28 protein-coding genes and 1 tRNA gene are annotated in these 26,006 nt (G+C 65.7%); 12 read left to right on the forward strand and 17 right to left on the reverse strand.

Annotated features, from left to right (window positions below; translation table 11 throughout):
• The 5 genes from moaD to CBM2588_RS10335 form a co-directional block, all read right to left on the reverse strand.
• Positions 1–258, reverse strand: coding sequence for a molybdopterin converting factor subunit 1 (moaD, locus tag CBM2588_RS10315; RefSeq protein ID WP_012353069.1), 258 nt, complete (start codon positions 256–258; stop codon positions 1–3).
• A gap of 31 nt (positions 259–289) precedes the next feature.
• The gene (locus CBM2588_RS10320; RefSeq protein WP_439897445.1) at positions 290–1,495 is read right to left on the reverse strand and encodes a molybdopterin molybdotransferase MoeA; all 1,206 of its coding nucleotides are present in this window, start codon (positions 1,493–1,495) and stop codon (positions 290–292) included.
• A 209-nt stretch (positions 1,496–1,704) separates the two neighbouring features.
• Positions 1,705–3,150 carry a threonine synthase gene (gene thrC, locus CBM2588_RS10325; RefSeq protein WP_115680466.1) on the reverse strand — a complete coding sequence of 482 codons (1,446 nt, stop codon included), beginning with the start codon at positions 3,148–3,150 and terminating at the stop codon, positions 1,705–1,707.
• A 32-nt stretch (positions 3,151–3,182) separates the two neighbouring features.
• Positions 3,183–4,493 (reverse strand): homoserine dehydrogenase, encoded by a 1,311-nt coding sequence (locus CBM2588_RS10330; protein WP_115680467.1) that lies wholly within the window; start codon positions 4,491–4,493, stop codon positions 3,183–3,185.
• 49 nt (positions 4,494–4,542) lie between these two features.
• Positions 4,543–5,778: a pyridoxal phosphate-dependent aminotransferase gene (locus CBM2588_RS10335; RefSeq protein WP_115681459.1), complete on the reverse strand. Its 1,236-nt coding sequence runs from the start codon at positions 5,776–5,778 to the stop codon at positions 4,543–4,545.
• A 330-nt stretch (positions 5,779–6,108) separates the two neighbouring features.
• Between CBM2588_RS10335 and CBM2588_RS10340 the strand changes: the two genes are divergently transcribed.
• The 5 genes from CBM2588_RS10340 (at position 6,109) to CBM2588_RS10360 (ending at position 10,520) form a co-directional block, all read left to right on the forward strand.
• Entirely contained in the window at positions 6,109–6,492 is a 384-nt protein-coding gene (locus CBM2588_RS10340; protein WP_115680468.1) for an Mth938-like domain-containing protein, read from the forward strand.
• 144 nt (positions 6,493–6,636) lie between these two features.
• Entirely contained in the window at positions 6,637–7,101 is a 465-nt protein-coding gene (locus tag CBM2588_RS10345; RefSeq protein ID WP_115680469.1) for a peroxiredoxin, read from the forward strand.
• 452 nt (positions 7,102–7,553) lie between these two features.
• Positions 7,554–9,257, forward strand: coding sequence for a PhoH family protein (locus tag CBM2588_RS10350; RefSeq protein ID WP_115680470.1), 1,704 nt, complete (start codon positions 7,554–7,556; stop codon positions 9,255–9,257).
• A gap of 127 nt (positions 9,258–9,384) precedes the next feature.
• Positions 9,385–9,792 carry a hypothetical protein gene (locus CBM2588_RS10355; RefSeq protein ID WP_115680471.1) on the forward strand — a complete coding sequence of 136 codons (408 nt, stop codon included), beginning with the start codon at positions 9,385–9,387 and terminating at the stop codon, positions 9,790–9,792.
• A gap of 47 nt (positions 9,793–9,839) precedes the next feature.
• Positions 9,840–10,520, forward strand: a complete 681-nt coding sequence (locus CBM2588_RS10360) for a C40 family peptidase (protein WP_115680472.1) — start codon at positions 9,840–9,842, stop codon at positions 10,518–10,520.
• Between the two features lie 69 nt (positions 10,521–10,589).
• Here the strand turns inward: CBM2588_RS10360 and CBM2588_RS10365 are convergent, their stop codons facing one another.
• The 8 genes from CBM2588_RS10365 to CBM2588_RS10400 form a co-directional block, all read right to left on the reverse strand.
• On the reverse strand, positions 10,590–11,597 hold the full coding sequence (locus CBM2588_RS10365) for an inorganic phosphate transporter (RefSeq protein WP_012353079.1): 1,008 nt from the start codon (positions 11,595–11,597) through the stop codon (positions 10,590–10,592).
• A gap of 13 nt (positions 11,598–11,610) precedes the next feature.
• Positions 11,611–12,237, reverse strand: a complete 627-nt coding sequence (locus CBM2588_RS10370; protein ID WP_010809517.1) for a DUF47 domain-containing protein — start codon at positions 12,235–12,237, stop codon at positions 11,611–11,613.
• Between the two features lie 190 nt (positions 12,238–12,427).
• Positions 12,428–13,819 (reverse strand): replicative DNA helicase, encoded by a 1,392-nt coding sequence (locus CBM2588_RS10375; RefSeq protein WP_018007703.1) that lies wholly within the window; start codon positions 13,817–13,819, stop codon positions 12,428–12,430.
• Positions 13,820–13,991: 172 nt separating this feature from the next.
• Entirely contained in the window at positions 13,992–14,444 is a 453-nt protein-coding gene (gene rplI, locus CBM2588_RS10380; RefSeq protein WP_062800470.1) for a 50S ribosomal protein L9, read from the reverse strand.
• A gap of 33 nt (positions 14,445–14,477) precedes the next feature.
• The gene (rpsR, locus tag CBM2588_RS10385; protein ID WP_006163606.1) at positions 14,478–14,756 is read right to left on the reverse strand and encodes a 30S ribosomal protein S18; all 279 of its coding nucleotides are present in this window, start codon (positions 14,754–14,756) and stop codon (positions 14,478–14,480) included.
• 3 nt (positions 14,757–14,759) lie between these two features.
• The gene (priB, locus tag CBM2588_RS10390; RefSeq protein WP_012353082.1) at positions 14,760–15,059 is read right to left on the reverse strand and encodes a primosomal replication protein N; all 300 of its coding nucleotides are present in this window, start codon (positions 15,057–15,059) and stop codon (positions 14,760–14,762) included.
• An 89-nt stretch (positions 15,060–15,148) separates the two neighbouring features.
• Positions 15,149–15,523, reverse strand: coding sequence for a 30S ribosomal protein S6 (gene rpsF, locus CBM2588_RS10395; RefSeq protein ID WP_010809513.1), 375 nt, complete (start codon positions 15,521–15,523; stop codon positions 15,149–15,151).
• Between the two features lie 119 nt (positions 15,524–15,642).
• Complete coding sequence (locus tag CBM2588_RS10400; protein WP_115680473.1) at positions 15,643–16,638, reverse strand: asparaginase; 996 nt, start codon at positions 16,636–16,638, stop codon at positions 15,643–15,645.
• Positions 16,639–16,893: 255 nt separating this feature from the next.
• Here CBM2588_RS10400 and lexA point away from each other — a divergent pair, with 255 nt between their 5' ends.
• Positions 16,894–17,547, forward strand: a complete 654-nt coding sequence (gene lexA / locus CBM2588_RS10405) for a transcriptional repressor LexA (RefSeq protein WP_012353084.1) — start codon at positions 16,894–16,896, stop codon at positions 17,545–17,547.
• 114 nt (positions 17,548–17,661) lie between these two features.
• On the forward strand, positions 17,662–17,832 hold the full coding sequence (locus CBM2588_RS10410) for a hypothetical protein (protein ID WP_012353085.1): 171 nt from the start codon (positions 17,662–17,664) through the stop codon (positions 17,830–17,832).
• 45 nt (positions 17,833–17,877) lie between these two features.
• Here CBM2588_RS10410 and CBM2588_RS10415 read toward each other — a convergent pair whose 3' ends face one another.
• Complete coding sequence (locus tag CBM2588_RS10415; protein ID WP_231942128.1) at positions 17,878–18,222, reverse strand: hypothetical protein; 345 nt, start codon at positions 18,220–18,222, stop codon at positions 17,878–17,880.
• Positions 18,223–18,324: 102 nt separating this feature from the next.
• Between CBM2588_RS10415 and CBM2588_RS10420 the strand changes: the two genes are divergently transcribed.
• The 4 genes from CBM2588_RS10420 to CBM2588_RS10435 all read left to right on the forward strand — a co-directional run bounded on the left by CBM2588_RS10420 (position 18,325) and on the right by CBM2588_RS10435 (position 21,343).
• Positions 18,325–18,492, forward strand: coding sequence for a hypothetical protein (locus CBM2588_RS10420; RefSeq protein WP_172583580.1), 168 nt, complete (start codon positions 18,325–18,327; stop codon positions 18,490–18,492).
• Positions 18,493–18,873: 381 nt separating this feature from the next.
• Entirely contained in the window at positions 18,874–19,887 is a 1,014-nt protein-coding gene (gene dusA, locus CBM2588_RS10425; RefSeq protein ID WP_115680474.1) for a tRNA dihydrouridine(20/20a) synthase DusA, read from the forward strand.
• Positions 19,888–20,885: 998 nt separating this feature from the next.
• Entirely contained in the window at positions 20,886–21,164 is a 279-nt protein-coding gene (locus CBM2588_RS10430) for a hypothetical protein (RefSeq protein ID WP_026164422.1), read from the forward strand.
• Positions 21,165–21,267: 103 nt separating this feature from the next.
• Positions 21,268–21,343: transfer RNA gene (locus CBM2588_RS10435), tRNA-His, on the forward strand.
• Between the two features lie 82 nt (positions 21,344–21,425).
• On the opposite strand, the gene CBM2588_RS10440 is transcribed toward CBM2588_RS10435, so the two are convergent.
• From CBM2588_RS10440 to CBM2588_RS10450, 3 genes are all read right to left on the reverse strand, one after another.
• Positions 21,426–21,986 carry an NADPH-dependent FMN reductase gene (locus CBM2588_RS10440; RefSeq protein WP_115680475.1) on the reverse strand — a complete coding sequence of 187 codons (561 nt, stop codon included), beginning with the start codon at positions 21,984–21,986 and terminating at the stop codon, positions 21,426–21,428.
• Positions 21,987–22,114: 128 nt separating this feature from the next.
• Entirely contained in the window at positions 22,115–23,203 is a 1,089-nt protein-coding gene (locus tag CBM2588_RS10445) for an enoyl-CoA hydratase/isomerase family protein (protein WP_115680476.1), read from the reverse strand.
• A 105-nt stretch (positions 23,204–23,308) separates the two neighbouring features.
• The gene (locus tag CBM2588_RS10450; RefSeq protein WP_115680477.1) at positions 23,309–24,889 is read right to left on the reverse strand and encodes a methyl-accepting chemotaxis protein; all 1,581 of its coding nucleotides are present in this window, start codon (positions 24,887–24,889) and stop codon (positions 23,309–23,311) included.
• A 242-nt stretch (positions 24,890–25,131) separates the two neighbouring features.
• Here CBM2588_RS10450 and CBM2588_RS10455 point away from each other — a divergent pair, with 242 nt between their 5' ends.
• The gene (locus tag CBM2588_RS10455) at positions 25,132–25,995 is read left to right on the forward strand and encodes a sterol desaturase family protein (protein ID WP_115680478.1); all 864 of its coding nucleotides are present in this window, start codon (positions 25,132–25,134) and stop codon (positions 25,993–25,995) included.
• Positions 25,996–26,006 lie beyond the last annotated feature (11 nt).

Here is a 26,006-nt window from a genome sequence, read left to right on the forward strand (position 1 = left end):
TCAGCCTCCGGTCACGGGCGGGAAAAACGCGACTTCGCAGCCGTCGGCGAGCGCGGTATCGGCGCGGGCGACGGCGTGGTCAACCGCCATGCGCAGCGCGCGGCCCTCGGCCAGGGTTTCGGCCCAGGCTCCGCCGCGCTGGCGCAGCCACTGGCGCAGCGCGCCGACGGTGCGCACCTCGGGCGGCACCTCGGCGCGCTCGGCGGACACGCCGAGCTGCTCGCGCACGCTGGCAAAGAATCGGAGTTCGATGATCATCGCTGCCTTCTGCATCGGGTCATGCCGGCCGCTACGCGAGCAGGCCGTCAAACGGAATGAACTGCACGGTGTCGCCGCGCGCGATCGCCTGGTTGGGCGGATTGTCGATCAGGCCATCGCCCCACACGGTGGAGGTCAGCACGCCCGAGCTCTGGTTGGGAAACAGGTCCAGTCCACCGTCGGCGTTGAGCCGCGCGCGCAGGAATTCGTTGCGGCGGTCGCCTTTCTTCAGCTCGAAATCGGCGCGCAGCGGCAGGCGCCGCGGCGTCACGTCGGCCACGCCCTGCAGGCGCAGGATGAACGGGCGCACGAACAGCAGGAAGGTCACGAAGCTGGATACGGGGTTGCCCGGCAGCCCCAGGAAAAATGCCGGCTCGCTGCCGTTGCCGACCTGTCCGAACGCCAGCGGCTTGCCCGGCTTGATCGCGATCTGCCACATATCGAGCCGCCCTTCGGCCTCGACCGCGGGCTTGATATGGTCTTCCTCGCCGACCGAGACGCCGCCCGAGGTAATGATCAGGTCATGACCCTGCGCGGCGCGGCGCAGCGTCTCGCGCGTGGCGGCCAGCGTATCGGGCACGATGCCGAAGTCGCTGACCTCGCAGCCCAGGTTCTCCAGCAGGCCGCGCAGCGTGAAGCGGTTGGAGTTGTAGATCGCACCCGGCTTGAGCGGCTCGCCCGGCATCGCCAGTTCATCGCCGGTGAAGAACACCGCCACGCGCACGCGGCGCACCACGTCGAGCTGCGCCTGGCCGACCGACGCGGCCAGCCCCAGCGCCTGCGGCGTCAGCCGCGTTCCGGCCGGCAGGATCACGCTGCCGGCTTCGATATCCTCGCCGGCACGCCGTACCCATTCGCCGGACTGCGGCACGTGGTTGACGATCACGTCGTCGCCCTCGGCCGTGCATTGCTCCTGCATCACCACGGCATCGGCGCCAGGCGGGATCAGCCCGCCGGTGAAGATGCGCGCCGCGGTACCGGGCTCCAGCGCGGTGCCGACATGGCCGGCGGGAATCCGTTGCGACACGCGCAGCCGCGTGCCGGCAGCCGGCACGTCGGCCGCGCGCATGGCGTAGCCGTCCATCGACGTGTTGTCTGCCGGCGGCACGCGCAGCGTGCTGGTCACCGGCGCGGCCAGCACGCGGCCGTTGGCGTCAAGCGTGTCGATGGATTCAACCTGCGCCAGCGGACGGGCGGCGCCGAGCAGCGCGTCAAGCGCCTGGGCCATGGTCAGCATCGGGGGGCGGGAAGGTGCTGCGGCTTGAGTCATGGTGCGATGTGGGAAAGGGTTGGCCCACGAAAAACGGCCCGCGCATTGCCGGCACCCGCGCGCGGGGCTGGCAATCCGGGGACCGTGGATCGGGCCCGCAGCCTGATTGTAGCGAGTTGGACCGGACCCGGCACGCGGCGGCGCCGCAGCCACGTCCCCAGGTCCGCACCTGCGCGTTACAGGCCGGTGTGGCGGGCGATATAGGCCTTCACCTGCGCGGCGTCGGCCGGCATCACCTCGAAGCGCTGCGGCAGGCTCTCGATGCCCTCGAACTTCGCCGGGCGCTCCGGCTCGTGGCCGAGCGCTTCGCGGATGGTGTCGGCAAACTTGGCCGGCAGCGCGGTTTCCAGCACCACCATCGGCACGCCGGCGCTGAGATGCTCGCGCGCCACCTTGATGCCGTCGGCGGTATGGGTATCGATGGTGACGCCATAGCGCGACGACAGGTCGCGGATGGTCGCCAGCCGGTCCTGATGCGTGCTGCGGCCCGAGACAAAGCCGAACTGTCGGATGCGATCGAATTCCGGCGTGCCGGCCAGGTCGAAGCCACCCTTCTCTTCCACATCGCGGAACAACGCGGCCAGCTTGCCTGCGTCCTGGCCAACCAGGTCGAACACGAAGCGCTCGAAGTTCGAGGCCTTGGAGATGTCCATGCTCGGGCTGGAGGTGTGGTACGTCTCCGCCGACTTGCGCACGCGGTAGGCGCCGGTGCGGAAGAACTCGTCGAGCACGTCGTTCTCGTTGGTGGCAACCACCAGCTTGTCGATCGGCAGGCCCATCATGCGCGCGATATGGCCGGCGCAGACGTTGCCGAAGTTGCCCGAGGGCACGCAGAACGAGACCTTCTGGCCGGGACCGTCGGTCGCCAGCAGCCAGCCCTTGAAGTAGTACACCACCTGCGCCACCACGCGCGCCCAGTTGATCGAGTTGACCGTGCCGATCTTCTGGCGGGCCTTGAAGGCATGGTCGTTCGAGACCGCCTTGACGATGTCCTGGGCGTCGTCGAACACGCCTTCGATGGCGATGTTGAAGATGTTCGGGTCCTGCAGGCTGAACATCTGCGCGGTCTGGAACGCGCTCATCTTGCGGTGCGGGCTCAGCATGAACACGCGGATGCCGCGCTTGCCGCGCATCGCGTATTCGGCGGCGCTGCCGGTGTCGCCCGAGGTCGCGCCCAGGATGTTCAGCTCCTGCCCGGCGCGCGCCAGCGCGTACTCGAACAGGTTGCCGAGCAGCTGCATCGCCATGTCCTTGAAGGCCAGCGTCGGCCCGTTGGACAGGCCCAGCAATTGCAGCCTGGTACCGCCTTCCTCGCCCAGCGTGCGCAGCGGCGTGATGTCGGCGGTGTTATCGCCCTCGCGCGCGTTGCAGTACACCTCGGCGGTGTAGGTCTTGCGCGTCAGCGCGCGCAGGTCCTCGGCGGGAATGTCGTCGCAGAACTTGCGCAGGACCTCGTAAGCCAGGTCGGCATACGGCAGCTTGCGCCAGGCCTCCAGCTCGTCGGCCGTGACTTGCGGATACTGCTTGGGAAGGTACAGGCCGCCATCCGGGGCCAGGCCGCCGAGCAGGATCTCGGAGAACGATTGCGGCATGTCATGGCCGCGGGTCGACTGGTATTTCATGTGGCTCTGCTGTGGCTATGCGGTGGCTGCGCTTAGTTCAGTTCTTCCATGCGCAGGCGCGTCACGTCGGACAGCACGGTCGACAGCGCCTCGATCTTGGCGATGGCGGCGTTGACGTGCTTCTCGCGCGTGATGTGCGTGAGGATGATGATGTCCGTCTGCGGCTCGCCTTCGCGCGATTCCTTCTGCAGCATGGCGTCGATCGAGATGCCGCCCTCGGCCAGGATGCGGGTGATCTCGGCCAGCACGCCGGTCTCGTCGGCCACGCGCATGCGCAGGTAGTACGAGCTGTTGATCTCTTCGATCGGCAGCACCGGCACGCTCGACAGCTCGTCCGGCTGGAACGCCAGGTGCGGCACGCGGTGCTCGGGGTCGGCGGTGTGCAGGCGGGTCACGTCGACCAGGTCGGCGATCACGGCCGAGGCGGTCGGCTCGGCACCGGCGCCCTTGCCGTAGTACAGCGTGGCGCCCACGGCATCGCCCTGCACCAGCACCGCGTTCATCGCGCCTTCCACATTGGCGATCAGGCGGGTGGCCGGCACCAGCGTCGGATGCACGCGCAGTTCCACGCCGTCTTCACGGCGGCGCGTGATGCCCAGCAGCTTGATGCGGTAGCCCAGTTCCTCGGCGTACTTGATGTCGGTGGCGGACAGCCTGGTGATGCCTTCGACGTGGGCCTTGTCGAACTGCACCGGCATGCCGAAGGCGATCGCGCTCATCAGCGTGACCTTGTGCGCGGCGTCGACGCCCTCGATGTCGAAGGTCGGGTCGGCCTCGGCGTAGCCCAGTTGCTGCGCTTCCTTCAGCACCGCGTCGAAATCCAGGCCCTTGTCGCGCATCTCGGACAGGATGAAGTTGGTGGTGCCGTTGATGATGCCGGCGATCCACTGGATGCGGTTGGCGGTCAGGCCTTCGCGCAGCGCCTTGATGATGGGGATGCCGCCGGCCACCGCGGCTTCGAAGGCCACGATCACGCCCTTCTTGCGCGCGGCTTCGAAGATCTCGTTGCCGTGCACGGCCAGCAGCGCCTTGTTGGCGGTGACCACGTGCTTGCCGTTCTCGATCGCCTTGAGCACCAGCTCGCGCGCGATGCCGTAGCCGCCGATCAGTTCGATGACGATGTCAATGTCCGGACGCGTCACCACCTGGTGCGCGTCGCTGACGACTTCCACTTCCCCGTTGGTCAGTTCGCGCGCGCGTTCGGTGTTGAGATCGGCCACCACGGCAATCTCGATGCCGCGGCCGGCGCGGCGACGAATTTCTTCCTGGTTGCGCTTGAGCACGTTGAACGTGCCGCTACCGACGGTACCGATGCCGAGCAGGCCAACTTTGATGGGGTTCATGGACAATCTTCTGAGTTGCTAAGGATGGGTTGCGGCACGGCCGGCCGGATCAGGCCGCTGCCTTGCCGTGGCGTTTTCGGTAAGCCTCGAGGAAGCGCGCGATGCGGCCGATGGCCTCGCGCAGGTCTTCCTCGTGCGGCAGGAACACGATGCGGAAATGGTCGGGCCTGGCCCAGTTGAAGCCAGAGCCCTGCACCAGCAGCACCTTGGACTCCTGCAGCAGTTCATAGATGAACTCCTGGTCGTCCTGCACCGGGTACATCGACAGGTCCAGCTTCGGGAACAGGTACAGCGCCGCCTTGGGCTTGACGCAGGTCACGCCCGGGATCGCGGTGATCAGTTCATAGGCCAGGTCGCGCTGGCGGCGCAGGCGCCCGCCTTCGTTGACCAGGTCATTGATGCTCTGGTAGCCGCCCAGCGCGGTCTGGATCGCCCACTGGCCCGGCACGTTGGCGCACAGGCGCATCGACGACAGCATGTTCAGGCCTTCGATGTAGTCGATGGCCGGGCGCTTGTCGCCCGACACTACCATCCAGCCGGCGCGATAGCCGCACGAGCGGTAGTTCTTCGACAGGCCGTTGAAGGTCACCGTCAGCACGTCGGTCGACAGCGAGGCGATCGAGGTATGGGTGTTGCCGTCGTACAGGACCTTGTCGTAGATCTCGTCGGCGAAGATGATCAGGCCGTGCTCGCGCGCGATCGCGACGATCTCCAGCAGCAGCTCATCCGAATACAGCGCCCCGGTGGGGTTGTTCGGGTTGATGATGACGATGGCCTTGGTATGCGGCGTGATGCGCGCGCGGATATCGGCCGGATCGGGCATCCAGTCGTTGGACTCGTCGCAGATGTAGTGCACCGGCGTGCCGCCCGACAGGCTGACCGCGGCGGTCCACAGCGGGTAATCCGGCGCCGGAACCAGCACTTCGTCGCCGGTATTGAGCAGCGCGTTGACCGCCATCACGATCAGCTCGGAGGCGCCGTTGCCCACATAGATATCGTCCAGGCCGACGCCCTCGATATTTTTTTGCTGGGTATAGTGCATGATCGCCTTGCGCGCGGCGAAAATACCCTTGGAATCGGAATAACCTGCCGAATTCGGCAGGTTCCGCATCATGTCCTGCTGAATCTCTTCCGGCGCGTCAAAACCGAACACGGCCAGGTTGCCGATATTCAGCTTGATGATCTTGTGCCCCTCTTCCTCCATCTGCTTGGCCTTTTCCAGCACCGGACCGCGGATGTCGTAGCAAACGTTATTGAGTTTGTTGGATTTCTGGATGGGTTTCACGGCGATGTCGGGCAAGCGTGGCGTGCCGCGTCGGCGGCACCGGACTGGGAATCGGGGCGATCTGACAGAATCTGAAAGAATGCGGAGGCGCTGTCCGCTGCGATGCAACGCAAACGTGGCAGACAGGGAGGCAAAAGCTATAATTTATCGGATTATGACAGACTTCGGCAGGGATTCTTGCATTGCAGCGTGCGCTGTCCGCGCGCACCGCGGCCGCCTGCACGCTGTCGTCCATCCGTTGCCCATCCGTTTATCGCCCGCCCGGCCCGCCGGCCCTCCGCTCCGCGGACCCGCCCGCCGGCCCGCGCCCGCCACCGCCGAGATCCCCAAGTGAAACTCCACGCCGACCAGCCCCAGTCGCTCAACACCGTCACGGCCTACGGGCCCGGGTATATCGAAATCAACCTCGTGCGCCACACCAACTCGGTGCTGGTCATGCCGGAGGGCGAAGTCCGGCCCTGGCCGGTCGACCGCTTCGAAGACCTGGAGCCTGCGCATTTCGAGCAGCTGTCCGAACTCGGACCCGAAGTGGTGCTGCTCGGCACGGGCTCGCGGCTGCGCTTTCCGCACCCGCGCCTGACCGCATCGCTGGCGCGCCGCCATGTCGGCGTCGACACCATGGACATGCAAGCCGCTTGCCGCACCTACAACATCCTGATGGCCGAGGGACGCAAGGTGGCGGCGGTGCTGCTGCTCGAGCCCGGCGCCACCTGACGCGCCCCCCGGGCGAAAGTTGAGCAGTCGCCACGCTTGAAGTCCGCGCGAGGCGCCCCAATCTGCTCGCGCTGAGGCGGCAGCCCCTCTCCCGATTCCAACGATCTCACCGATCCTCTGCCCCTCCCCCAAGGAGCCACAAGCATGACCGTCAGTCTCAACAAGGCCATCCCCGACTTCAGCGCGCCGATGACCGGCGACGCCACCTTCCGCCTGGCCGACTACCGCGGCAAGACGGTGGTGCTGTACTTCTACCCGAAGGACAACACGCCGGGCTGCACCACGGAGGCGATGAACTTCCGCGACCAGTACGAGGATTTCGAGAAGGCCGGCGTGCACGTGTTCGGCGTCTCGCGCGACAGCCTGCGCTCGCATGAAAACTTCAAGGCCAAGCTGGAACTGCCGTTCGAACTGATCTCCGATGCCGACGAAAATGTGTGCACATTGTTCGATGTCATCAAGATGAAAAAGCTGTATGGCAAGGAGCACCGCGGCATCGAGCGCAGTACCTTTGTCATCGATGGCAAGGGCATCCTGCGACACGAGCTGCGCGGCATCAAAGTGCCCAACCACGTCGACGAAGTGCTGGAGATCGTGCGCGGCCTCTGACGCATCGCCCGCGCGCCATTGCCCCGCCGTTGCCCTGCCGTTGCCCCGCAGTTGCCCGTAAAGGCTTCGATCCGGACGCGCCGTGGCAAACGTGGGAAAGCCAATTGCCAAACCCAAAGCCTTCGGATACATTGGCCCGTAATGAGTTCAGATTCCGGATGCCACGCTGTTTCGACTCCCCGGCCCAGGCGCTTCCCGCCACAGGCCGGTAGCGGACCTGCCATGTCGGCAGTCCGCCCAAGAGCCGCCAACCCTGTTCCGCAGGCATGGCGGCTTTTTTGTTTGCAGCCGCGTCTGTCCTCATGGTTGTCCGCGCCGGGCGCCTCGCGCATGCATGCCCCGGCCCGGGTCCGCCACGCCGCCCCGAACCCGTCGCACGCTGCCGACGCCGTGCGGCGCCGCTGGCCGGACCTTCCCGCCCCCTTCTTGTCCCCCTGAAAGGAAAGCCAAGCATGCCGCTGCCTACCATGCCCGCCAAGCCTGCCCAATTGCTGGACCCGAGCGAGTTTGCTCCGGTTTCCGCGGTGCCTAAGGCCAAAGCCGCCACACAGGGCAAGAAACCTGTGCCGGCGCTCGAGCGCGTGGCATTGCTGGAAACCGGCGACACGCAGGTGCCTGAAGTCAAGGCCCGCGCCGCCGGCGGCACCCGCGCCCGCAGCACCGAGACGCCCGCCGTATCGACGCCGGCTGTCAGCGCCGCGCCGGTGAGCCTGGTCAAGCCGTCGACCGGCACCACGCGCCGCGCGCGCAAGGCCGAAGGCCCGAGCAAGCTGTTCGTGCTCGACACCAACGTGCTGATGCACGACCCGGCCTCGCTGTTCCGCTTCGAAGAGCACGACATCTATCTGCCGATGATGACGCTCGAAGAGCTGGACAACCACAAGAAGGGCATGAGCGAAGTCGCGCGCAACGCGCGCATGGTCAGCCGCACGCTCGATTCCCTGGTGGGCGGCACCGACGGCGTGCTCGACGAGGGCCTGTCGCTGGCCAGCCTGGGCAACCGCGACGCGCAGGGCAAGCTGTTCTTCCAGACGCGCCTGAACGACATCAAGCTGCCCGAAGGCCTGCCGCAGGGCAAGGCCGACAACCAGATCCTGGGCGTGGTCAGCGCGCTGCAGCAGCAGTATCCCGAGCGCCAGGTGGTGCTGGTGTCGAAAGACATCAACATGCGCATCAAGGCGCGCGCCCTGGGCCTGCCGGCCGAGGACTACTTCAACGACCAGGTCCTCGAGGACAAGGACCTGCTCTACGCGGGCGTGATGCAGCTGCCCGGCGACTTCTGGGCCAAGCACGGCAAGGGCGTCGAAAGCTGGCAGGACCCCAAGTCCGGCGCCATGTTCTACCGGCTCACCGGCCCGTTGGTGCCGTCGTTCCTGGTCAACCAGTTCGTCTACCTCGAGCCCGTGGACGGCAGCCTGCCGCTCTATGCGCAGGTCAAGGAGATCAACGGCAAGACCGCGCTGCTGCAGACCCTGAAGGACTACACGCACCACAAGAACAACGTGTGGAGCGTGACCGCGCGCAACCGCGAGCAGAACTTCGCGCTCAACCTGCTGATGAACCCGGACATCGACTTCGTCACGCTGCTGGGCCAGGCCGGTACCGGCAAGACGCTGCTGGCGCTGGCGGCCGGGCTGGAGCAGGTGCTGGACCAGAAGCTCTACAACGAGATCATCGTCACCCGCGCCACCGTGCCGGTGGGCGAGGACATCGGCTTCCTGCCCGGCACCGAGGAAGAGAAGATGCAACCGTGGATGGGCGCGTTCGACGACAACCTCGAAGTGCTGCAGAAGAGCGACGACAGCGCCGGCGACTGGGGCCGCGCCGCAACGCAGGAGCTGATCCGCTCGCGCATCAAGGTCAAGAGCATGAACTTCATGCGTGGCCGCACCTTCGTCAACAAGTTCGTCATCATCGACGAGGCGCAGAACCTCACGCCCAAGCAGATGAAGACGCTGGTGACGCGCGCCGGCCCGGGCACCAAGATCATCTGCCTGGGCAATATCGCGCAAATCGACACGCCCTACCTGACCGAGGGCTCGTCGGGCCTGACCTACGTGGTCGACCGCTTCAAGGGCTGGAGCCACAGCGGCCATATCACGCTGGCACGCGGCGAACGCTCGCGCCTGGCCGACCACGCCGGCGACGTGCTCTGACGCGGACCGCGGGCCCGGGCACCTTCCACACGGTAGGGGCCCGGGCCCGCTGTCGTGAGCGGCAAGCGCAATGCGGCTATGATGTCCGCACGTCCGCTTGTGTCCCGCATCCCCACTGGAGGCGTCGATGAACCCACAGCATCTCCGCCTGGCCGCGCTGATCGGCGCCGCCATGTTCCTGACCAGCCCGCCTCAGGCGCGCGCGGCGGCTGACGACCTGGTGATCCGCTCCATGGGTCCGGTCAGCTATGTCTGCGGCGGCGTCGCCGAAGACGAGCGCCAGGCGCTAAGCGCGCGCGAGAAGGATTTCAATATCGGCATCCTGTTCACGCAGGGCTCCGCGGGCGAGTTCCTGTCCGATGTCGCGGTCAAGCTGGTGCGCGACGAACAGGAGGTCGCAAGCTTCCGCGCCGCCGGGCCTCGCTGCCTGATACGTGCGCCTGAAGGCAGCTACAATATCGAGGCCAGTTACAAGGGCCAGGCCAAGTCGATCAAGGTCAGCACCGGTACGCGCAACGCCCAGCTACGGTGGTAGCGGCAAGGCTTCCGGTGCGCCGGCAGGCCGGCGACCGGAATCCAGCGATGCCATTGCGCCGTACCCGTAGTTCTTCCAGTCCTTCCACACTGCCCGGCCCGCTTGCCCGGGCCGGCCTGCCGCTGCTGTGCGCGGCCGCACTGCTGCTGGCGGCGTGCGCCAGCTCCCCACCCCCTCGCCAAGGCGGCTTGCCGCGTACGTCCGGCAAGCCCATGACCGATCCCAGCGCCGGGCTGGAGGAAATCTCGATCCAGGCGATGTCGCTGGTCGGCACCCCGTACCGCTACGGTGGCAATACGCCAGATGCCGGCTTCGATTGCAGCGGCCTGGTGCGCTATGTGGTCGCGCGCGCGGCCAATGTCAGCTTGCCGCGCACCACCGAGGCCATGGGCACGCGCGGCAGCTCGCTCGATCGCAGCGAAGTCGCTTCCGGCGACCTGGTGTTCTTCAACACCACCGGACGCGCCAACTCGCACGTCGGCATCTACGTCGGCCAGAACCGCTTTGTCCATGCGCCATCGTCCGGCGGCACCGTGCGGCTGGAGGACATGGGCAAGCCTTACTGGGCCTCGCGCTACAACGGCGCGCGGCGCGTGGTGGCCGGCGCGGTCAACCTGCCGCCGGCACCGGCGACACCGGTGCCCGCGCCCGCCCCGGCGCCCCTGGTGCCGGAACCTGCCCCGCTGCCCGACGACGACGATCCCATCGCCGCCTTCGCCAACCGCTGAGAGGCTGGCGTCGACAAACAAAAAAGCCAGGCATGTGCCTGGCTTTTTGCATGAGCGTCCGATGCCGCGTTACAGGATATGGCGCCCGATCCACCATGCGATCGCCGCCATGAAGGCCGAGGCCGGGATCGTCAGCACCCAGGCCCAGACGATATTGCCGGCCACGCCCCAGCGCACCGCCGACATCTTCTGCGACGAGCCGACCCCGACGATGGCGCCGGTGATGGTATGCGTGGTCGACACCGGCACGCCCAGCGCCGAGGCAAAGAACAGCGTCAGCGCACCGCCGGTCTCGGCGCAGAAGCCGCCCACCGGCTTGAGCTTGGTGATCTTCTGGCCCATGGTGCGCACGATGCGCCAGCCGCCGAACAGCGTGCCCATGCCGATGGCCACATAGCAGCTGACGATCACCCAGGTCGGCGGCGGATCGCCGGCGAGCACGTGGCCGCTGGCGATCAGCAGCATCCAGATGATGCCGATGGTCTTCTGCGCATCATTGCCGCCATGGCCCAGGCTGTACAGCGAAGCCGAGACCAGCTGCAGCCGCCGGAACCAGCGGTCGACGCGCGATGGCGGCGTGCGGAAGAAGGTCCAGCCGACGATGACCATCATCAGCGACCCCAGCAGGAAGCCGAGGAACGGCGACACCAGGATGAACGCCACCGTCTTCAGCAGCCCGCTGGCCACCAGCGCGCCGGTGCCGGCCTTGGCCACCGCGGCGCCCACCAGCCCGCCGATCAGCGCGTGCGACGACGACGACGGAATGCCGTAGTACCAGGTGATGACGTTCCACGCGATCGCCCCGACCAGCGCGCCGAAGATGACATAGTGGTCGACCACCCCGCCCTGGATGGTGCCGGTGCCGACCGTGGCCGCCACCTTCAGGTGGAACACGAAGATCGCGACGACGTTGCACATCGCCGCCATCGCCACCGCATGGTGCGGCTTGAGCACGCCCGTGGACACCACCGTCGCGATCGAGTTGGCCGCGTCGTGGAAGCCGTTCATGAAGTCGAACAGCAGTGCCAGCGCCACCAGCAAGGCGATCACCCACAGGCTCATTTGTATGGTCTGCATGCCGATTGCCGCCTCAGGCGTTTTCCAGGACGATGCCTTCGATGATGTTGGCGACGTCCTCGCACTTGTCGGTGATCGTCTCGAGCTGCTCGTAGATCGCCTTCAGCTTGATCAGGCGCTTGACGTCGGTCTCGTCGCGGAACAGCTTGGACATCGCCGAGCGCATCACGCGGTCGGCCTCGGATTCCAGCTGGTCGATCTGCTGCGCGGTCTTCAGGATGGTGCTGGCGTTGCCCATGTCCTCGAGCAGGCCCACCGCGATCTTGACCTGGTCGCAGCACTGCACGCAGATCGCGGCCAGGCGCAGCGCCTCGTCGGTCAGGTTGGTCACGTCATACAGCGAGATGGTCTCGGCCACGTCTTCCATCAGGTCCAGGATGTCGTCCATGGTCGTGATGAGCTTGTGAATCTCGTCGCGGTCCAGCGGCGTGATGAAGGTCTTGTGCAGCAGGTCGATGGTGTCGTGCGTGATCCGGTCGGCCTTCTTTTCGGTGGCCTGGACGCGCCGGGCATGGGCCTCGGCGTTGGGCAGGTCGTTGACCAGGGCCTGCAGTTCATGCGCGGCGGTCACCGCGCAGTCGGCGTGCTGGTTGAAATATTCGAAGAACTTGCCCTCGGTGGGCATGAATCGGCCGAACATGGAATGTTCCTTGTGGCAGCGTGGTATCGCTGCGGATGGTGTTGCGGGATTAAGCGGACGCGAGCATGACCGCCGCGGATGGCGGCTGTCATCAAAGCGCAATATTTTACAGGGTTAGCGGGACATTGCCCGCGTATTTGGCACAAACGAGACGGGCAGGCACGGCAAATGGCCGACCCGCTTGACTTCGTCAGGTGTCGTTGTCGAAGAAGGCCGGGCCGCCGCTGAAGTTGTCGAACTTCGTGAACTGGCCGAGGAAGGTCAGGCGCACGGTGCCGATCGGGCCGTTACGCTGCTTGCCGATGATGATTTCGGCGGTGCCCTTGTCCTGCGAGTCGGCGTTATAGACTTCGTCCCGGTAGATGAACAGGATCACGTCGGCATCCTGTTCGATAGCGCCCGATTCGCGCAGGTCGGACATCACCGGGCGCTTGTTGGGGCGCTGTTCCAGGCTGCGGTTCAGCTGCGACAGCGCGATCACCGGGCAATTCAGCTCCTTCGCGAGGCCTTTCAGGGAACGCGAAATTTCTGAAATCTCGGTGGCGCGGTTCTCGCCGCCGCCGGAGCCCGACATCAGCTGCAGGTAGTCGATGATGATCAGCCCCAGCTGCCCGCACTGGCGCGCCAGGCGCCGCGAACGGGCGCGCAGTTCCATCGGGTTCAGCGCCGGGGTTTCGTCGATGAACAGCTGGGTGTCGTTCATGCGCTGGATCGCATGCGTCAGCCGCGGCCAGTCCTCGTCGAGCAGGCGCCCGGTGCGCAACCGGTGCTGGTCGAGCCGGCCGACCGAGCCCAGCATACGCATGGCCAGCTGCGTGCCCGCCATTTCCATCGAGAACACCGCCACCGGCAGGCCCTGCTCCACCGCCACGTGCTCGCCGATGTTCAGCGAGAACGCGGTCTTGCCCATCGACGGGCGGCCGGCGACGATGATCAGGTCGCCCGGCTGCATGCCGCTGGTCATCTTGTCCAGGTCGATAAAGCCGGTCGGCACGCCGGTGACATCGGTGGTGCTATCGCGGTGATACAGCTCGTCGATGCGCTCCACCACCTGGGTCAGCAGCGGCTGGATTTCCTGGAAGCCTTTCTGCCCGCGCGAGCCCTCTTCGGCAATCGCGAAGACCTTGGATTCGGCCTCGTCGAGCAGTTCGCGCACCTCGCGCCCCTTGGGGGCGAATGCGGCCGAGGCGATATCGTCGGCCACCGTCACCAGCTTGCGCAGCACCGAGCGCTCGCGCACGATTTCCGCGTAGCGGCGGATATTGGCCGCGCTGGGTGTGTTCTGCGCCAGCGAGTTCAGGTACGCCAGCCCGCCCACCTCTTCGGCCTTGCCGGCCACCTGCAGCATCTCGTAGACCGTGATCACGTCGGCCGGCTTGGTCGCCGAGATCAACCGCGCGATGCTCTGGAAGATCATCCGGTGGTCGAACCGGTAGAAGTCCGCCTCGGAAAGGAAGTCCGCGATGCGGTCCCAGGCGGCATTGTCCAGCAGCAGGCCACCGAGCACCGATTGCTCGGCTTCGATGGAGTGCGGCGGAACCTTGAGGTTATCGAGTTGGGGGTCGGCGACGGGCGCGTTCATGGGGAGGGATTATAACGGCGGGTGGACACACTTCGCCGGACATTTGGCAATAGCGCCGTCCGGCGCCGCCTGGCAACCGGGCAACAAAAAAGGCAGGAGCCGGGGCTCCTGCCTTCTTGCAATGCTTGCGGGGCTTTGGCCGGCGCGGTGCGCCGGCCGGAGCGGCGCGTCCTTAGACGCTCTCGCCCACCACCGACACGGTCACGTCGACCACGACGTCCGTGTGCAGCGCAACGCTGACCGGATGGTCGCCAACCGTCTTCAGCGGACCGTTCGGCAGACGAACCTGCGCCTTTTCCAGCTTGTAGCCTTGGCCAGCCAGGGCTTCAGCGATGTCGGCGTTGGTCACCGAACCGAACAGGCGGCCGTCCACACCCGACTTCTGGGTGATCTGGACGTTCAGGCCGTTCAGCTTCTCGCCTTCGGCTTGCGCGGCGGCCAGCTTCTCGGCAGCGGCCTTTTCCAGCTCGGCGCGCTTGACTTCGAATTCGGCGATCGCGCTTTGCGTGGCGCGGCGGGCCTTCTTGCCCGGGATCAGGAAGTTACGGGCGTAACCGTCCTTCACCTTGACGATGTCACCCAGGTTGCCCAGGTTGACGACTTTTTCCAGCAGAATGATTTGCATCGTGTTCTCTCCTTGACGGACCCTGGGGCCTGATCAGTTCTTGTGCAGGTCGGTGTACGGCATCAGCGCGAGGAAACGCGCGCGCTTGATGGCCGTATCCAGCTGACGCTGATAGTGAGCCTTGGTACCGGTCAGGCGGGCCGGCGTGATCTTGCCGTTGTCGCCGATGAAGTCCTTCAGGGTGTCCAGATCCTTGTAGTCGATCTGTTCGACGCCAGCCACGGTGAAGCGGCAGAAGCGCTTGCGCTTGAACAGCGGGTTCTGTTGCTGGAAGCGCTTCTTGTTCTTGTTGTCACGTTTGACGAATGCCATGATTCAATCCTTTTCGAATGCTTTACATCCAGTGATGTGAAAGACGAGAGCCTTGCTGTTGCGGTGCTTGCGCGCCAGGAAACCTTCGCAGTCGAGCAGCGTGCCGAGCGGTAGCCGCTCCAGACGCTGGCCAACCTGGCCGATCCCCATCGCAGCGATTGCAAACTCGACCTGCCGCGGCGTCTGCGCCTCGACGGCCTCGCCGCTGTACTGCAGGATGCAGTTCACGACGGGGACCCCGGCCGGGGTATAGCGCAGGGCATCGCGTTCCGCCAGGGTGGCGGCAAGCCGAAGCTGGTTCAACGCGGGGCCTCTTGCTGGTTGCAATCGTTGCGGTTTCCGCTCGTGCCCCGGCCGACGCTGTCAGCCACGGCGCGCACCGCAGTCCGCACTCAGGCGGCCTGGCCTTCGGTGGTCGTTTGCGCGGCCTTGCGGGCTTCTTCGCGCTGCACTTCCTTCATCATCGGCGAAGGTGCGGTCTCGGCCTTCTTGGTCTGCACGATCAGGTGGCGCAGGACGGCGTCGTTGAACTTGAACGCGTGTTCCAGTTCAGCCAGGGTTTCCTTGCCGCATTCGATGTTCAGGCAAACGTAGTGAGCCTTGGCCAGCTTCTGGATCATGTAAGCCATCTGGCGACGGCCCCAGTCTTCCACGCGGTGAACGTTGCCGTTCTGCGAGGTCACGAGCTGCTTGTAGCGCTCGATCATGGCCGGCACTTGTTCGCTCTGGTCCGGGTGGACGATGAAGACGATTTCGTAATGACGCATTGACGCTCCTTTTGGGATTAGCCACCCGGGCGTCACGAGTCCGGTGTGGCAAGGTTGAATAGCCTTAAATTATAGCCCGCCCCGCATCAACAACGCAAGCCGCTGATTTCACGGGCAAATCAGGCGCTGGCAAAGACCGACTGCAGCCGCGCCGGGTCGCGCGCCAGCCCGGCATCCGCCGCCAGCGCCAGCGCCAGCAACACGCGCGCCTTATAGGGATTGAGGTCGGCAGCTGACACGAACACACCGTCGGCAGAACTAGGCTGCGGCGGGATCGCCACATGCCCCGCACCGGTGCGCGAGCTGCGCACCACCGCCACCCCGGCCGCCGCGGCATCGGCAAGGGCAGCTGCCAGCACCTCGTGGATCGAGCCATTGCCGGTCGCGGCCACAACCAGGCCGGCGACGCCGGCCCGCACCAGCGCATCCACCACCGCCCTGCCCGGCTGCGCGTAGCTTGCCAAGATCTCCACCACCGGCCACGCCGCCGGCATCGGCCCGATGGGCGCAGCCGCCCGCCGGGGCGCCCGGGCAAAGCGCACGTAGTCGTCCTGCACGAATCCCAGCGGCCCGCACGGCGAGACAAAGGCATCGACCGCCGACGTATGCGCCTTGGCCACGTCCCGTGCCGCGTGGATCTGCTGGTTCAGCACCGCCAGCACACCCTTGCCGCGCGCATCCGGATGGGCGGCGACGCGCACCGCATCCAGCAGGTTCAGCGGCCCGTCGGCCGACAACGACGTCGACGGACGCATCGCGGCGGTCAGGACCACGGGCACCGGACACGATTGCGTCAGGTGCAGCGCCATCGCGGTTTCTTCCAGCGTGTCGGTGCCGTGCGTGATCACGATGCCCGCAACGTCAGGCTGCGCCGACCAGTGCCCGACCCGCGCCGCCAGTGTTTGCCACAGCGCGAAGGTCATGTCCTTGCTGTCGACCTGCGCCACCTGCTCGGCCTCGATGCGGGCCAGCGACTGCAACGGCGGCACCGCCGCCAGCAATGAGGACACCGGCACGGTCGCCGCCTGGTAGCGGGCGCTGCTGGCGGCGCTGCCGGCGGCGCCGGCGATGGTGCCGCCAGTGGCCAATACGACGATGCGAGGCAATTGGGTCATGGGAGCGCGCAACGATTTAGTTCTGGATAAAGGAAAGGCGATTGTAGCGGGCGCACGCGCCCTGGCGCAGCCCGCATCAGGTCCCTTGACCAGCGTCCATGCGACACGCCTCAAAATTCTGCTTGCACTGACGCCGATACTGTATAAAATCACAGCATACTGTTTAAACATACAGTGCCCGGCCCGCCGGATGCTGGATAACGGACCAGAGCCTCCGTCATCCAGGCCAGCGGCCCTGCACGGAACGGCGATCTCATGGCGACCCTGACACCCCGGCAGCAGCAGATTTTCGATCTGATCCGCAACACGATCCGCCGCACCGGCTTCCCCCCTACCCGCGCCGAGATCGCAGCAGAGTTCGGTTTCTCCTCGCCCAATGCCGCCGAAGAACATTTGCGGGCGCTGGCCCGCAAAGGCGTGATCGAACTGACGCCGGGCGCGTCGCGTGGCATCCGCCTGAAGGTCTCACGCAGCGATTCGGAGCTGCCGGACCAATTCTCGTTGCCAATGGCCGGCGTATTGCAGCTGACGCTGCCGCTGGTGGGCCGCGTCGCAGCCGGCAGCCCCATCCTGGCCGCCGAACATATCGACCGCCAGTACCAGGTGGATGCCTCGGTCTTCGATGAGCGACCGGATTACCTGCTGCGCGTGCGCGGGCTAAGCATGCGCGACGCCGGCATCCTCGACGGCGACCTGCTCGCCGTGCGCCGCGCCAGCGAGGCCGCCAACGGCAAGATCGTGGTGGCGCGACTGGGTGACGACGTCACCGTCAAGCGCCTGCAGCGGCGCGGTGGCCATATCGAACTGATCGCCGAGAACCCCGACTTCACCAACATCATCGTCGAGCCCGGTGAAGAGTTCTCGCTGGAAGGCATCGCCGTCGGGCTGATCCGCTCTTCCGGCTTCTAGCCGGGCACCATCGCGGGCGCCTTGCCTGCGCGGGCCCACCCGCTTCCATTGCTTTGCAGACGCCGCCCGGCTCGCCGGGTGTTGACCCCGCTTTGCCTAAAAAGAGGTGCCACCATGCCGCAAATCCACCACGTCGCCGCCCGTCGTCCGGTCAAGCCCGTGCCGTTTCGCCAGAGCAAGGGTGTACGTGTCTACCAGGGTACGCAGCGCCGTACCATGGTGGGCAGCATGGCGGCGATCTGCCGCATGCTGGAACTTGAAACCACCGAAAAGCTGGCCGCCTGACTGATATCGCCAGACGCCTGCCGCGTCGCCGGGTCTCTGTCCCGCTCAGCTACGCGCGCACGCCTTGGCTTCGGCCTCGAGTTCCGTCGGCGTCAGCTGGGGAAACCAGGTATCGGTCTTGCGTAGTTCCAGCGCCGTGCCATCGGCCTGTGCCGTCAGAGAGATCAGGTAGGCGTATTGATATTCACCGCTTGCCGCGCTCTGGCCGATACGGATCTCGGTCTGGTTTTTCGCCGGCAACTGGACCAGCGTAGCTTCATCGCCCAGATTGTTGCGCAGGCATTTCGCGACCTCGGCCATCTTGACCGGCGTAAACAGCCGCATCGGCGGGCGAGCGCGGACATCCTTCTCCGAAGTGCCAGTGGCACACCCTGCCACCATGGTTGCCATCGCTGCGCCAATCAGTACCGTTCGAACCAACATACCGCCCCCGGGGAATGCAAAACGGCGCCCTTGAGAGGCACCGTCCTGGAGAATGCTTGGGGTGGCTGGATGGGACTCGATCCCACTACTGACCCCATTGAAATCAACGCTTTCGGCTTCGCATTGTTCCGCACTGGCGCTGAAATTTTCACAGTCTTCGTGCGGGTGTTGCGGGCGCCAGGTGCGGATTTTACCCTGCGCGCGGGCCAGGCGCTATCTCGATTTTTGCGCCATTAGCCAGCAGCGGCGTTCGGCACGGCAAGGCGCTCACCGGCGCTTGCACTCGATCTTCTCTTCATTCTCCGTCGCGCTTCCAGTATTCACATCGGAATGCCTTCGGCATCGACCCGCGAACACGCCGAGCTTCATATCCAGCCGCTGGCGGGTGGCGTGCGCCTGCGCGCGGAGCACAGCAGTCCAGCGAATTTTGCCGGCCAGCCGCTATGGCTCCGCTTAGATCGTGGCGCAGCAGACCTTGGCGCGGTAGCCTATACTCACGTCTTCTTGCTGGCCCGCCCCGCGCTTGGCCCCTGCCGGGGTGCAGTGACCTGCCCATGCCCCCGCACCATTCTCAGGGGCCTGCTGCCGTGTCCGGCCCGCACCCAATTGCCGTATTCCATGAACGTAAATCCCCGCCGCATTTCGGTTGCGCCGATGATGGACTGGACCGACCGTCATTGCCGCATGTTCCATCGCCAGCTCAGCCGCCATACCTGGCTATATACCGAGATGGTGACCACCGGCGCGCTGCTGCATGGCGACGTGCCGCGCCACCTCGACTTCGATGCGGCCGAGCATCCGGTCGCGCTGCAGCTGGGTGGCAGCGAGCCGGCCGATCTCGCCATGGCGGCGAAGCTTGGCCAGCAGTGGGGCTACGCCGAAATCAACCTTAACTGCGGTTGCCCGTCCGAGCGCGTGCAGCGCGGCGCGTTCGGCGCCTGCCTGATGGCGGAACCGGAACTGGTGGCGGACTGCGTGAAGGCGATGCGCGATGCGGTGGAGATTCCGGTAACCGTGAAGCATCGCATCGGCATCGACAAGATCGAGCACTACGATTTCGTCCGCGATTTTGTCGGCAAGGTGGCGCAGGCGGGCTGCGGCACGTTTATCGTCCATGCGCGCAATGCGATCCTGAAGGGCCTGAGCCCGAAGGAAAACCGCGAGATTCCGCCGCTGCGCTATGAGGTGGCATACCAACTCAAGCGCGAATTCCCGGAGCTCGAGATCCTGATCAACGGCGGCATCGTCAGCCATGACGAAATCGCCACTCATCTGCAGCACGTCGATGGCGTCATGATCGGACGCGAGGCATATCACCAGCCGTACATCCTTGCGGAAATGGACGCGCGCTTTTATGGCGATACCAATGCGGCAGTGCCGTCGCGGCTCGAGGTCGAACTGGCGATGCAGCGTTATATCGGCGACTTCGTTGAGCAAGGCGGATATATGGGTGCCGTGACACGGCACATGCTCGGACTGCATCGCGGCATCGCCGGCGGACGTGGCTGGCGCCGCGTGCTGTCCGATGCGAAGCGCATGCATGCGGCGCGCACGCGGACCGACGTCGATGCGCTGTTCGAAGAAGCGCGCATGCATCTGCGGCCGCACGCACAAGAGCCGCTGGCCGCGTAAGCGCGCACGGGCGGGTGCCGTGCCGAGGCTGCGCTCTAACTTCGAATCGTGAAAATATGCATGGCGGCGCGCGGGTTCCGCGCGCCGCACATGAGATGCCCGATCGCCCGGAAACCGGCGTCCGGAAAGGGATTCCCCTAATTCGCTGAGGCAGGGCACTTTCTTACACTGTGCCTGCCCTCGAATACAGGGCTTTCTTCAACTGATTATTAGCCCGCTCCGGCGGGCTTTTTTTTCGTCGGCGCTCTCGCGCTTGCGACATCGCTCTTCGTTTACCCGAATGGTGCTTTGCCCGCATGGCAGTTACAGTGCAACGGCCTTCAGGGCATTTGAGATCGCTAAAGTTAAGAGTCCGCGCTGCGGACTCTTTTTTTGTGCGCTCGCCCGGCACCACATGGACGAACCGATTTGACCGGCCTCCCGGACAAGCGTTCCATCGGTCACGCAAAATTGATTGCGCTGGAGGTGCATCGCCATGGCTATCGCGTATGGCTGATACCGATGTCCAGCGTGCCGTAAGTCGTGATGCTCGATTCCCTGCCCTCGGTACCGCCGCCCGCGGCGCACCCGCCCATCAAGGCCGCCAGTGCCGCCACCGCAAGAGTCCTCGCCGTCCATCTACACTTGTTCTGCATGGCCTGTTCCCTGCGTCGATAACTTCGGTTGGGCTCGCGCGTGGCCGAGAGGTTCCATCGCAGGCGTGGTGCGGCATGGAAACGTCGGCTGCCGGGGCGAAGGAAAGCAGTGGAAGGAAAAAGAGGCAGGCGGCCCCTGGGGCAGGCCGCCTGACGGGAAGGTCGAGGGGGGTCAATGTCCCTCGGACTCGAGTATCGCTTCGGGCACGTGCCGCATGAACCCTGCAGAGGTAGGGGCTGTGCGCAGCATATTTGGCTGGCGGACATGGTCCGGAACTCATCCAGGACCCGTGATACGATTTCCGCACGCTCCCCAGGCGAAATCAGGCACGGTATGCGGACCGTGCCGGCAGGGGAGGCAGCATGGACAAAGACAACGTGGAAAAAGAAGCGCCTTTCGGCGTGGTCTATGAAGACTTCAGGGTGATCTGGGTCGCCGAACAACTCCAGGATGGCAAATGGACCGCGCGCTACTGCTGGCACCCCGGCACCTCGGAAGCCGCGGGCAAAGCGCTGCAGGAAGCCGTGCTGAACGGCAAGTCGCGCCGGCTGCTGGGCCAGTTCGATACCGAGGCCGAGACCATCGCCGCGATCAAGCAGGCGGTGCTGCTCGAGGCCAAGTGGAGCCCGTCCCGTTCCTGAGCGATGCCCGTCAAAATTTTTTGTGCGGGATACTAGCCATCTCGAAAATCTGTTTGTATAATCTTGTTTTTCGTCGATCAGCGCTTCGCTGATGACCTCTACGGTGGCTGTAGCTCAGTTGGTAGAGTCCAGGATTGTGATTCCTGTCGTCGTGGGTTCGAGTCCCATCAGCCACCCCAAAATTCCCTGCAAAACGGCGCCTGATTCAGGCGCCGTTTTGCTTTTCGGGCACGGCTTCGAAAGCTGACGCTGCGCGCCTCCTCAGCGCGGCGCGTTCCGCTCGATCCAGGCGCCAAACGTAGTCATGAACTTGCCCAGGAAACCCTTGGTCGACTCGTTGGCAAGCCCGCCCTGCTCGTCGAACAGCTTGTCCACGCCGCTGATATACGCCTCCGGTTGCTGCAAGATGGGGATATTCAGAAACACCAGCGACTGGCGCAGATGGTGGTTGGCACCGAAGCCGCCGATGGCGCCCGGCGATGCGCTGACGATGGCGCCGGGCTTGCCGTCCCAGACGCTGCTGCCATAGGGGCGCGAACCCACGTCGATGGCGTTCTTCAACGGCGCGGGCACCGAGCGGTTGTATTCCGGCGTGACGAACAGCACGGCGTCGGCGCGGCGGATGCGGTCGCGGAATGCGGTCCAGGCCTGGGTCGGCTTGTCGTCGAGGTCCTGGTTGTACAGCTCCAGGTTGCCGATCTCGACGATTTCCAGCCTGAGCTGCGGCGGCGCCAGCGCGATCAGCGCCTTGGCCAGCTTGCGGTTGTATGACTCCTTGCGCAGGCTTCCCACCAGTACAACGACATCACGAGGATCACTCATTACGGCTCCTTTGACGGTGTGGACGGATTGGCACAGGCGGCGCCCGCGCGCGGCATCGCCGTGCGCGGGCGCCAGACCCTGCCCGTCACTCTACCCGAGTCGGCGCCGGAGCGTTCCGTGCAGCGATGTCAGACAGGCTTGCCCAGTGCCGCCAGCGGGTGCTCCTCCTGGCGCCACGGGCTGTCGAAGAACGACAGCGCCTTCTCGCGGCTGACTTCGTCGAGCCTCGCGTATTGCCAGCGCGGCTTGTGGTCCTTGTCGACCGCCAGCGCGCGGATGCCTTCGACGCCATCGCCCTTGCGGAACACGTAGTACATCATGTCCAGCTCCATGCGCAGCTCGTCTTCCAGCGACATGCTGCGCGCGCGGCGGATCTGCTCCAGCGTCACGCACAGCATCAGCGGCGAACGGCTGCGCAGCATGGCGGCGGTCTGCGCGGCCCAGTCTCCCGGCGTGTCGCTGACGGCGGCAACAATGTCCTGCGCGGTGTTGCCCGCGAACAGCGTGTCGATCTGCTCCGACAGCCCGGCCAGCGTGCTCTGCGCGGGCACGCAATCGGCGCGGTGCGCGGTGGTGAAGGTTTCGATATGCGCCAGCACCGCATCGCCGCTGGCGAACTGCTGCGCGCGCAGGGATTCGACCAGTTCCGCCAGGCGGTTGCCCGGCAGGTAGGCGTCGGCCAGGCCGGCATACAAGGCGTCGGCGGCGTGGATCACGGTGCCGGTCAGGCCCAGGTATTCGCCGATGCGTCCGGGGGTGCGCGCGAGGAACCAGCCGCCGCCCACATCCGGGAACAGGCCGATATTGGTTTCGGGCATGGCCATCCTGGTGCGATCGGTGACCAGCCGCAGGCGCGCGCCCTGCGAGATGCCCATGCCGCCGCCCATCACCACGCCGTCCATCAGCGCGATATAGGGCTTGGCGTAGCGGTGGATCAGGAAATTGAGCGCGTATTCCTCAACGAAAAACTGGTCGAGCAGCGGATCGCCCGCATGCGCGGCCTGATGGAAGTAGCGGATGTCGCCGCCGGCGCAGAACGCCTTGCCACCGGCACCGGCCACCACCACGGCAGCCACCTCGGGCGCGGCGGCCCAGTCCCGCAGCGCCTGCGTGATGGCGCGGATCATGTCCAGCGACAGCGCGTTGAGCGCCTGCGGGCGGTTCAGCGTCAGGTATCCGACGCCACCGCGGACCTCGGTCGTGACGAATTCAGTCATGTCGTACTCCTCCAATGCAACTGGCAATTTTACGCCAGTCACCTTGGCAAGCGCACGCGCATGGGCAGCTTGCGGCGCATGCCGGCATGCATGCGCCCTGCCCGTTCAGGCCAGCCGGAACGTCGCCACCAGCGAGGTAAGCCGCTGCGCCTGCTCTTCCAGCGATGCCGCGGCCGCGGCGGCCTGCTCGACCAGCGCCGCATTCTGCTGCGTCATGCTGTCCATCTGCGACACCGCCACGTTGACCTGCTCGATGCCGTTGGACTGCTCGTCCGACGCCGCGCTGATATCGCCGATGATGGCGCTGACACGCTGCACCGCGTCGACGATGTCCTGCATCGCGCGCCCGGCCTCATCGACCAGCCCCGAGCCCTCGCGCACATTGGCCACCGAGGCGCCGATCAGCGCGCGGATCTCCTTGGATGCGCCGGCGCAGCGCTGCGCCAGGTCGCGCACGTCGCCCGCCACCACGGCAAAGCCGCGGCCATGCTCGCCGGCACGCGCGGCTTCCACCGCTGCGTTCAGCGCCAGGATATTGGTCTGGAACGCGATCTTCTCGATCACGTCGATGATGTCGACGATCTTGCCAGAGCTGGCGTCGATCGACTGCATGGTATTGACCACGCGCAGCACTGCATCGCTGCCGCGCCCGGCCAGGGTCGCGGCATCGCTGGCGAGCGCGCGCGCCTCGCGCGCGCTGTCGGCATTCTGGCGCACGGTGCTGGTCAGTTCTTCCATGCTCGAAGCGGTTTCCTCCAGCGAAGCCGCCTGCTGCTCGGTGCGCTGCGACAGGTCCGCGTTGCCGCTGGCAATCTGCTTGCTGGCCGCGGCGATCGAATCGGCACCGCCGCGCACATCACCCACCATGGCAACCAGGCTGGCCTGCATCCGGCCAAGCATGCCGAGCATGCGCGCGGTCTCGTTGCGCGCCGCTTCGTCGGCCAGCGCTTCGTCGGCCCGCACTTCGCCGCCGGCGGCGGCACCGCTCAGGTCACCGCCGGCAATCCTTTCGAAGCGCGCAATCGCCGTATCCAGCGGCTGCACGATCGAACGGCGCAGGCGCCATGCCACCACGGTGCTGAACACCAGTCCCGCTGCCAGCACGCACACGGACAGCATGAACAGGTTGCGGTAGCGCTGCTGCGAGGCCTCGTAGACCTGCCTGGCGCTGGCCACTTGCAGCTTGTTCAGCTCGGTGTTGACGGCGGTGAAGGCGATATCGAGTTGCGGAATGGTTTCCAGCACCGCCTTCATCACGCCGTCGCGATCGCCGGCATGCAGCGCGGCGATCATGGGCGCCACGCCCTGCTTGAACAATGCATCGCGCTTGGCGGTAACGTCTTCAGCCACCTTCGCTTCGTCGGCCGAACGCGGCAGCGCGAGATAGGCCTGCCAGGCCTTCTCCGAATCGCGCGCAAAGCCTTCGGCGGTCGCGGCGCGCGCCTTGGCGTCGGCGGGATCGGCGGCAAAGGTGGCCTGGTCCAGCAGCACGCGCACCAGCAACTGGTTCGAACGCGCTTCGGCCAGGTTGACCGCGGCCGACAGCTGCTGCCCATAGATCTGGTGCGTCGCCTCGTTGCTGCGCGACATGCCAAGCCAGCCAACGGCGCCGACAATCAGCAACAACAAATTTGTGACGATAGTAAGAAACCACAATCTGGCGCCGATAGTCGTGTTCCTGAACATGGATAAGGCTCCGGGGGAATAAGGAAACTGGAATGAAGGCGGCGCGCCGCGCCGCTGCCCTGTCCAACTACGGCGCCGGCGCTGCATCCTTTACCCGTATTGATGGCCTTCACACGCGTGACAGAATTGCATGGCAGTACAGCATCGCCATCAAGTGGCGAAAGCGGCCCACCCGACACACAGCGCCAGCGTTTGGAGGAAGCCCTCGTGGCAATTTCCCGGCGAACGGGCACACTGCCGGGATGAACACCGCATCGCTCGATCCCGGACTCGTGCTGCTGGCCTTCGCGCCGGTCTTCGTGCTGACCGTCGGCGCCGAAGCGTGGTACTGGTCGCGCCGCGACCCGGCCGTCTACAGCCTGCGCGACACGCTCTCCAACGCCGCGCTGGCGCTGATGCACCAGGCCTCGGACGCGTTCTTCCTCTGGCTGATGGTCCGCACCGTCTACACGTGGTGCTACCAGCACGGCCTGCAGGCCGTGCCGCAGACGTTGTGGTCGTTCTTCCTGCTGCTGTTGCTGCAGGACTTCCTCTACTACTGGTTCCATCGCGCCAGCCATCGCGTGCGCTGGCTGTGGGCCTCGCACGTGACGCATCATTCGTCGGAAGGCATGAATTTCTCGACCGCGTTCCGGCAGAGCCTGACCTACCCGCTGTCAGGCATGTGGCTGTTCTGGATTCCGCTGGCGTATATCGGCTTCACGCCCGACTGGGTCATCCTTGCGGTGGGCCTGAACCTGGGCTTCCAGTTCTTCGTCCATACGCGCCTGGGGCAACGCTGGCCGATGGTCGAGCGGCTGCTGAACACGCCTTCGGTCCATCGCGTCCACCATGCAAGGAACCCGCAATACATCGACCGCAACTATGCCGGCGTGCTGACGATCTGGGACCGCCTGTTCGGTACCTTCGTCCCCGAACGCGAGGCGCCGGTCTACGGCATTACGCGCCAGGTGCGCAGCCATGATCCGCTGACGCTGACCTTCCACGAATGGCGCGACATGTTTGCCGATGCCTGGCGCGACCGCGACCCGCGCTACCTGTGGAAGCCGCCGGAATGGCGCAGCCCGCGCGCCGCCGCGCCGGCGACGCTGCCGGAAACGCAATAAAAAAACCGCGC

The organism is Cupriavidus taiwanensis (genome assembly GCF_900250075.1).
Lineage (GTDB): Bacteria > Pseudomonadota > Gammaproteobacteria > Burkholderiales > Burkholderiaceae > Cupriavidus > Cupriavidus taiwanensis_C.

Coding starts and splice junctions, on each gene's coding strand:
- rpsR (WP_006163606.1), bottom strand. CDS start 14,756: ATGGCATTCGTCAAACGTGACAACAAGAACAAGAAGCGCTTCCAGCAA.
- CBM2588_RS10375 (WP_018007703.1), bottom strand. CDS start 13,819: ATGAACGCGCCCGTCGCCGACCCCCAACTCGATAACCTCAAGGTTCCG.
- CBM2588_RS10370 (WP_010809517.1), bottom strand. CDS start 12,237: ATGTTCGGCCGATTCATGCCCACCGAGGGCAAGTTCTTCGAATATTTC.
- CBM2588_RS10320 (WP_439897445.1), bottom strand. CDS start 1,495: ATGCTGACCATGGCCCAGGCGCTTGACGCGCTGCTCGGCGCCGCCCGT.
- CBM2588_RS10420 (WP_172583580.1), top strand. CDS start 18,325: ATGGGACTCGATCCCACTACTGACCCCATTGAAATCAACGCTTTCGGC.
- CBM2588_RS10365 (WP_012353079.1), bottom strand. CDS start 11,597: ATGCAGACCATACAAATGAGCCTGTGGGTGATCGCCTTGCTGGTGGCG.
- CBM2588_RS10400 (WP_115680473.1), bottom strand. CDS start 16,638: ATGACCCAATTGCCTCGCATCGTCGTATTGGCCACTGGCGGCACCATC.
- CBM2588_RS10415 (WP_231942128.1), bottom strand. CDS start 18,222: ATGGCAACCATGGTGGCAGGGTGTGCCACTGGCACTTCGGAGAAGGAT.
- rplI (WP_062800470.1), bottom strand. CDS start 14,444: ATGCAAATCATTCTGCTGGAAAAAGTCGTCAACCTGGGCAACCTGGGT.
- moaD (WP_012353069.1), bottom strand. CDS start 258: ATGATCATCGAACTCCGATTCTTTGCCAGCGTGCGCGAGCAGCTCGGC.
- thrC (WP_115680466.1), bottom strand. CDS start 3,150: ATGAAATACCAGTCGACCCGCGGCCATGACATGCCGCAATCGTTCTCC.
- CBM2588_RS10330 (WP_115680467.1), bottom strand. CDS start 4,493: ATGAACCCCATCAAAGTTGGCCTGCTCGGCATCGGTACCGTCGGTAGC.
- dusA (WP_115680474.1), top strand. CDS start 18,874: ATGAACGTAAATCCCCGCCGCATTTCGGTTGCGCCGATGATGGACTGG.
- CBM2588_RS10360 (WP_115680472.1), top strand. CDS start 9,840: ATGCCATTGCGCCGTACCCGTAGTTCTTCCAGTCCTTCCACACTGCCC.
- lexA (WP_012353084.1), top strand. CDS start 16,894: ATGGCGACCCTGACACCCCGGCAGCAGCAGATTTTCGATCTGATCCGC.
- CBM2588_RS10455 (WP_115680478.1), top strand. CDS start 25,132: ATGAACACCGCATCGCTCGATCCCGGACTCGTGCTGCTGGCCTTCGCG.
- CBM2588_RS10430 (WP_026164422.1), top strand. CDS start 20,886: ATGGACAAAGACAACGTGGAAAAAGAAGCGCCTTTCGGCGTGGTCTAT.
- rpsF (WP_010809513.1), bottom strand. CDS start 15,523: ATGCGTCATTACGAAATCGTCTTCATCGTCCACCCGGACCAGAGCGAA.
- CBM2588_RS10350 (WP_115680470.1), top strand. CDS start 7,554: ATGCCGCTGCCTACCATGCCCGCCAAGCCTGCCCAATTGCTGGACCCG.
- CBM2588_RS10445 (WP_115680476.1), bottom strand. CDS start 23,203: ATGACTGAATTCGTCACGACCGAGGTCCGCGGTGGCGTCGGATACCTG.
- CBM2588_RS10355 (WP_115680471.1), top strand. CDS start 9,385: ATGAACCCACAGCATCTCCGCCTGGCCGCGCTGATCGGCGCCGCCATG.
- CBM2588_RS10410 (WP_012353085.1), top strand. CDS start 17,662: ATGCCGCAAATCCACCACGTCGCCGCCCGTCGTCCGGTCAAGCCCGTG.
- CBM2588_RS10450 (WP_115680477.1), bottom strand. CDS start 24,889: ATGTTCAGGAACACGACTATCGGCGCCAGATTGTGGTTTCTTACTATC.
- CBM2588_RS10345 (WP_115680469.1), top strand. CDS start 6,637: ATGACCGTCAGTCTCAACAAGGCCATCCCCGACTTCAGCGCGCCGATG.
- CBM2588_RS10440 (WP_115680475.1), bottom strand. CDS start 21,986: ATGAGTGATCCTCGTGATGTCGTTGTACTGGTGGGAAGCCTGCGCAAG.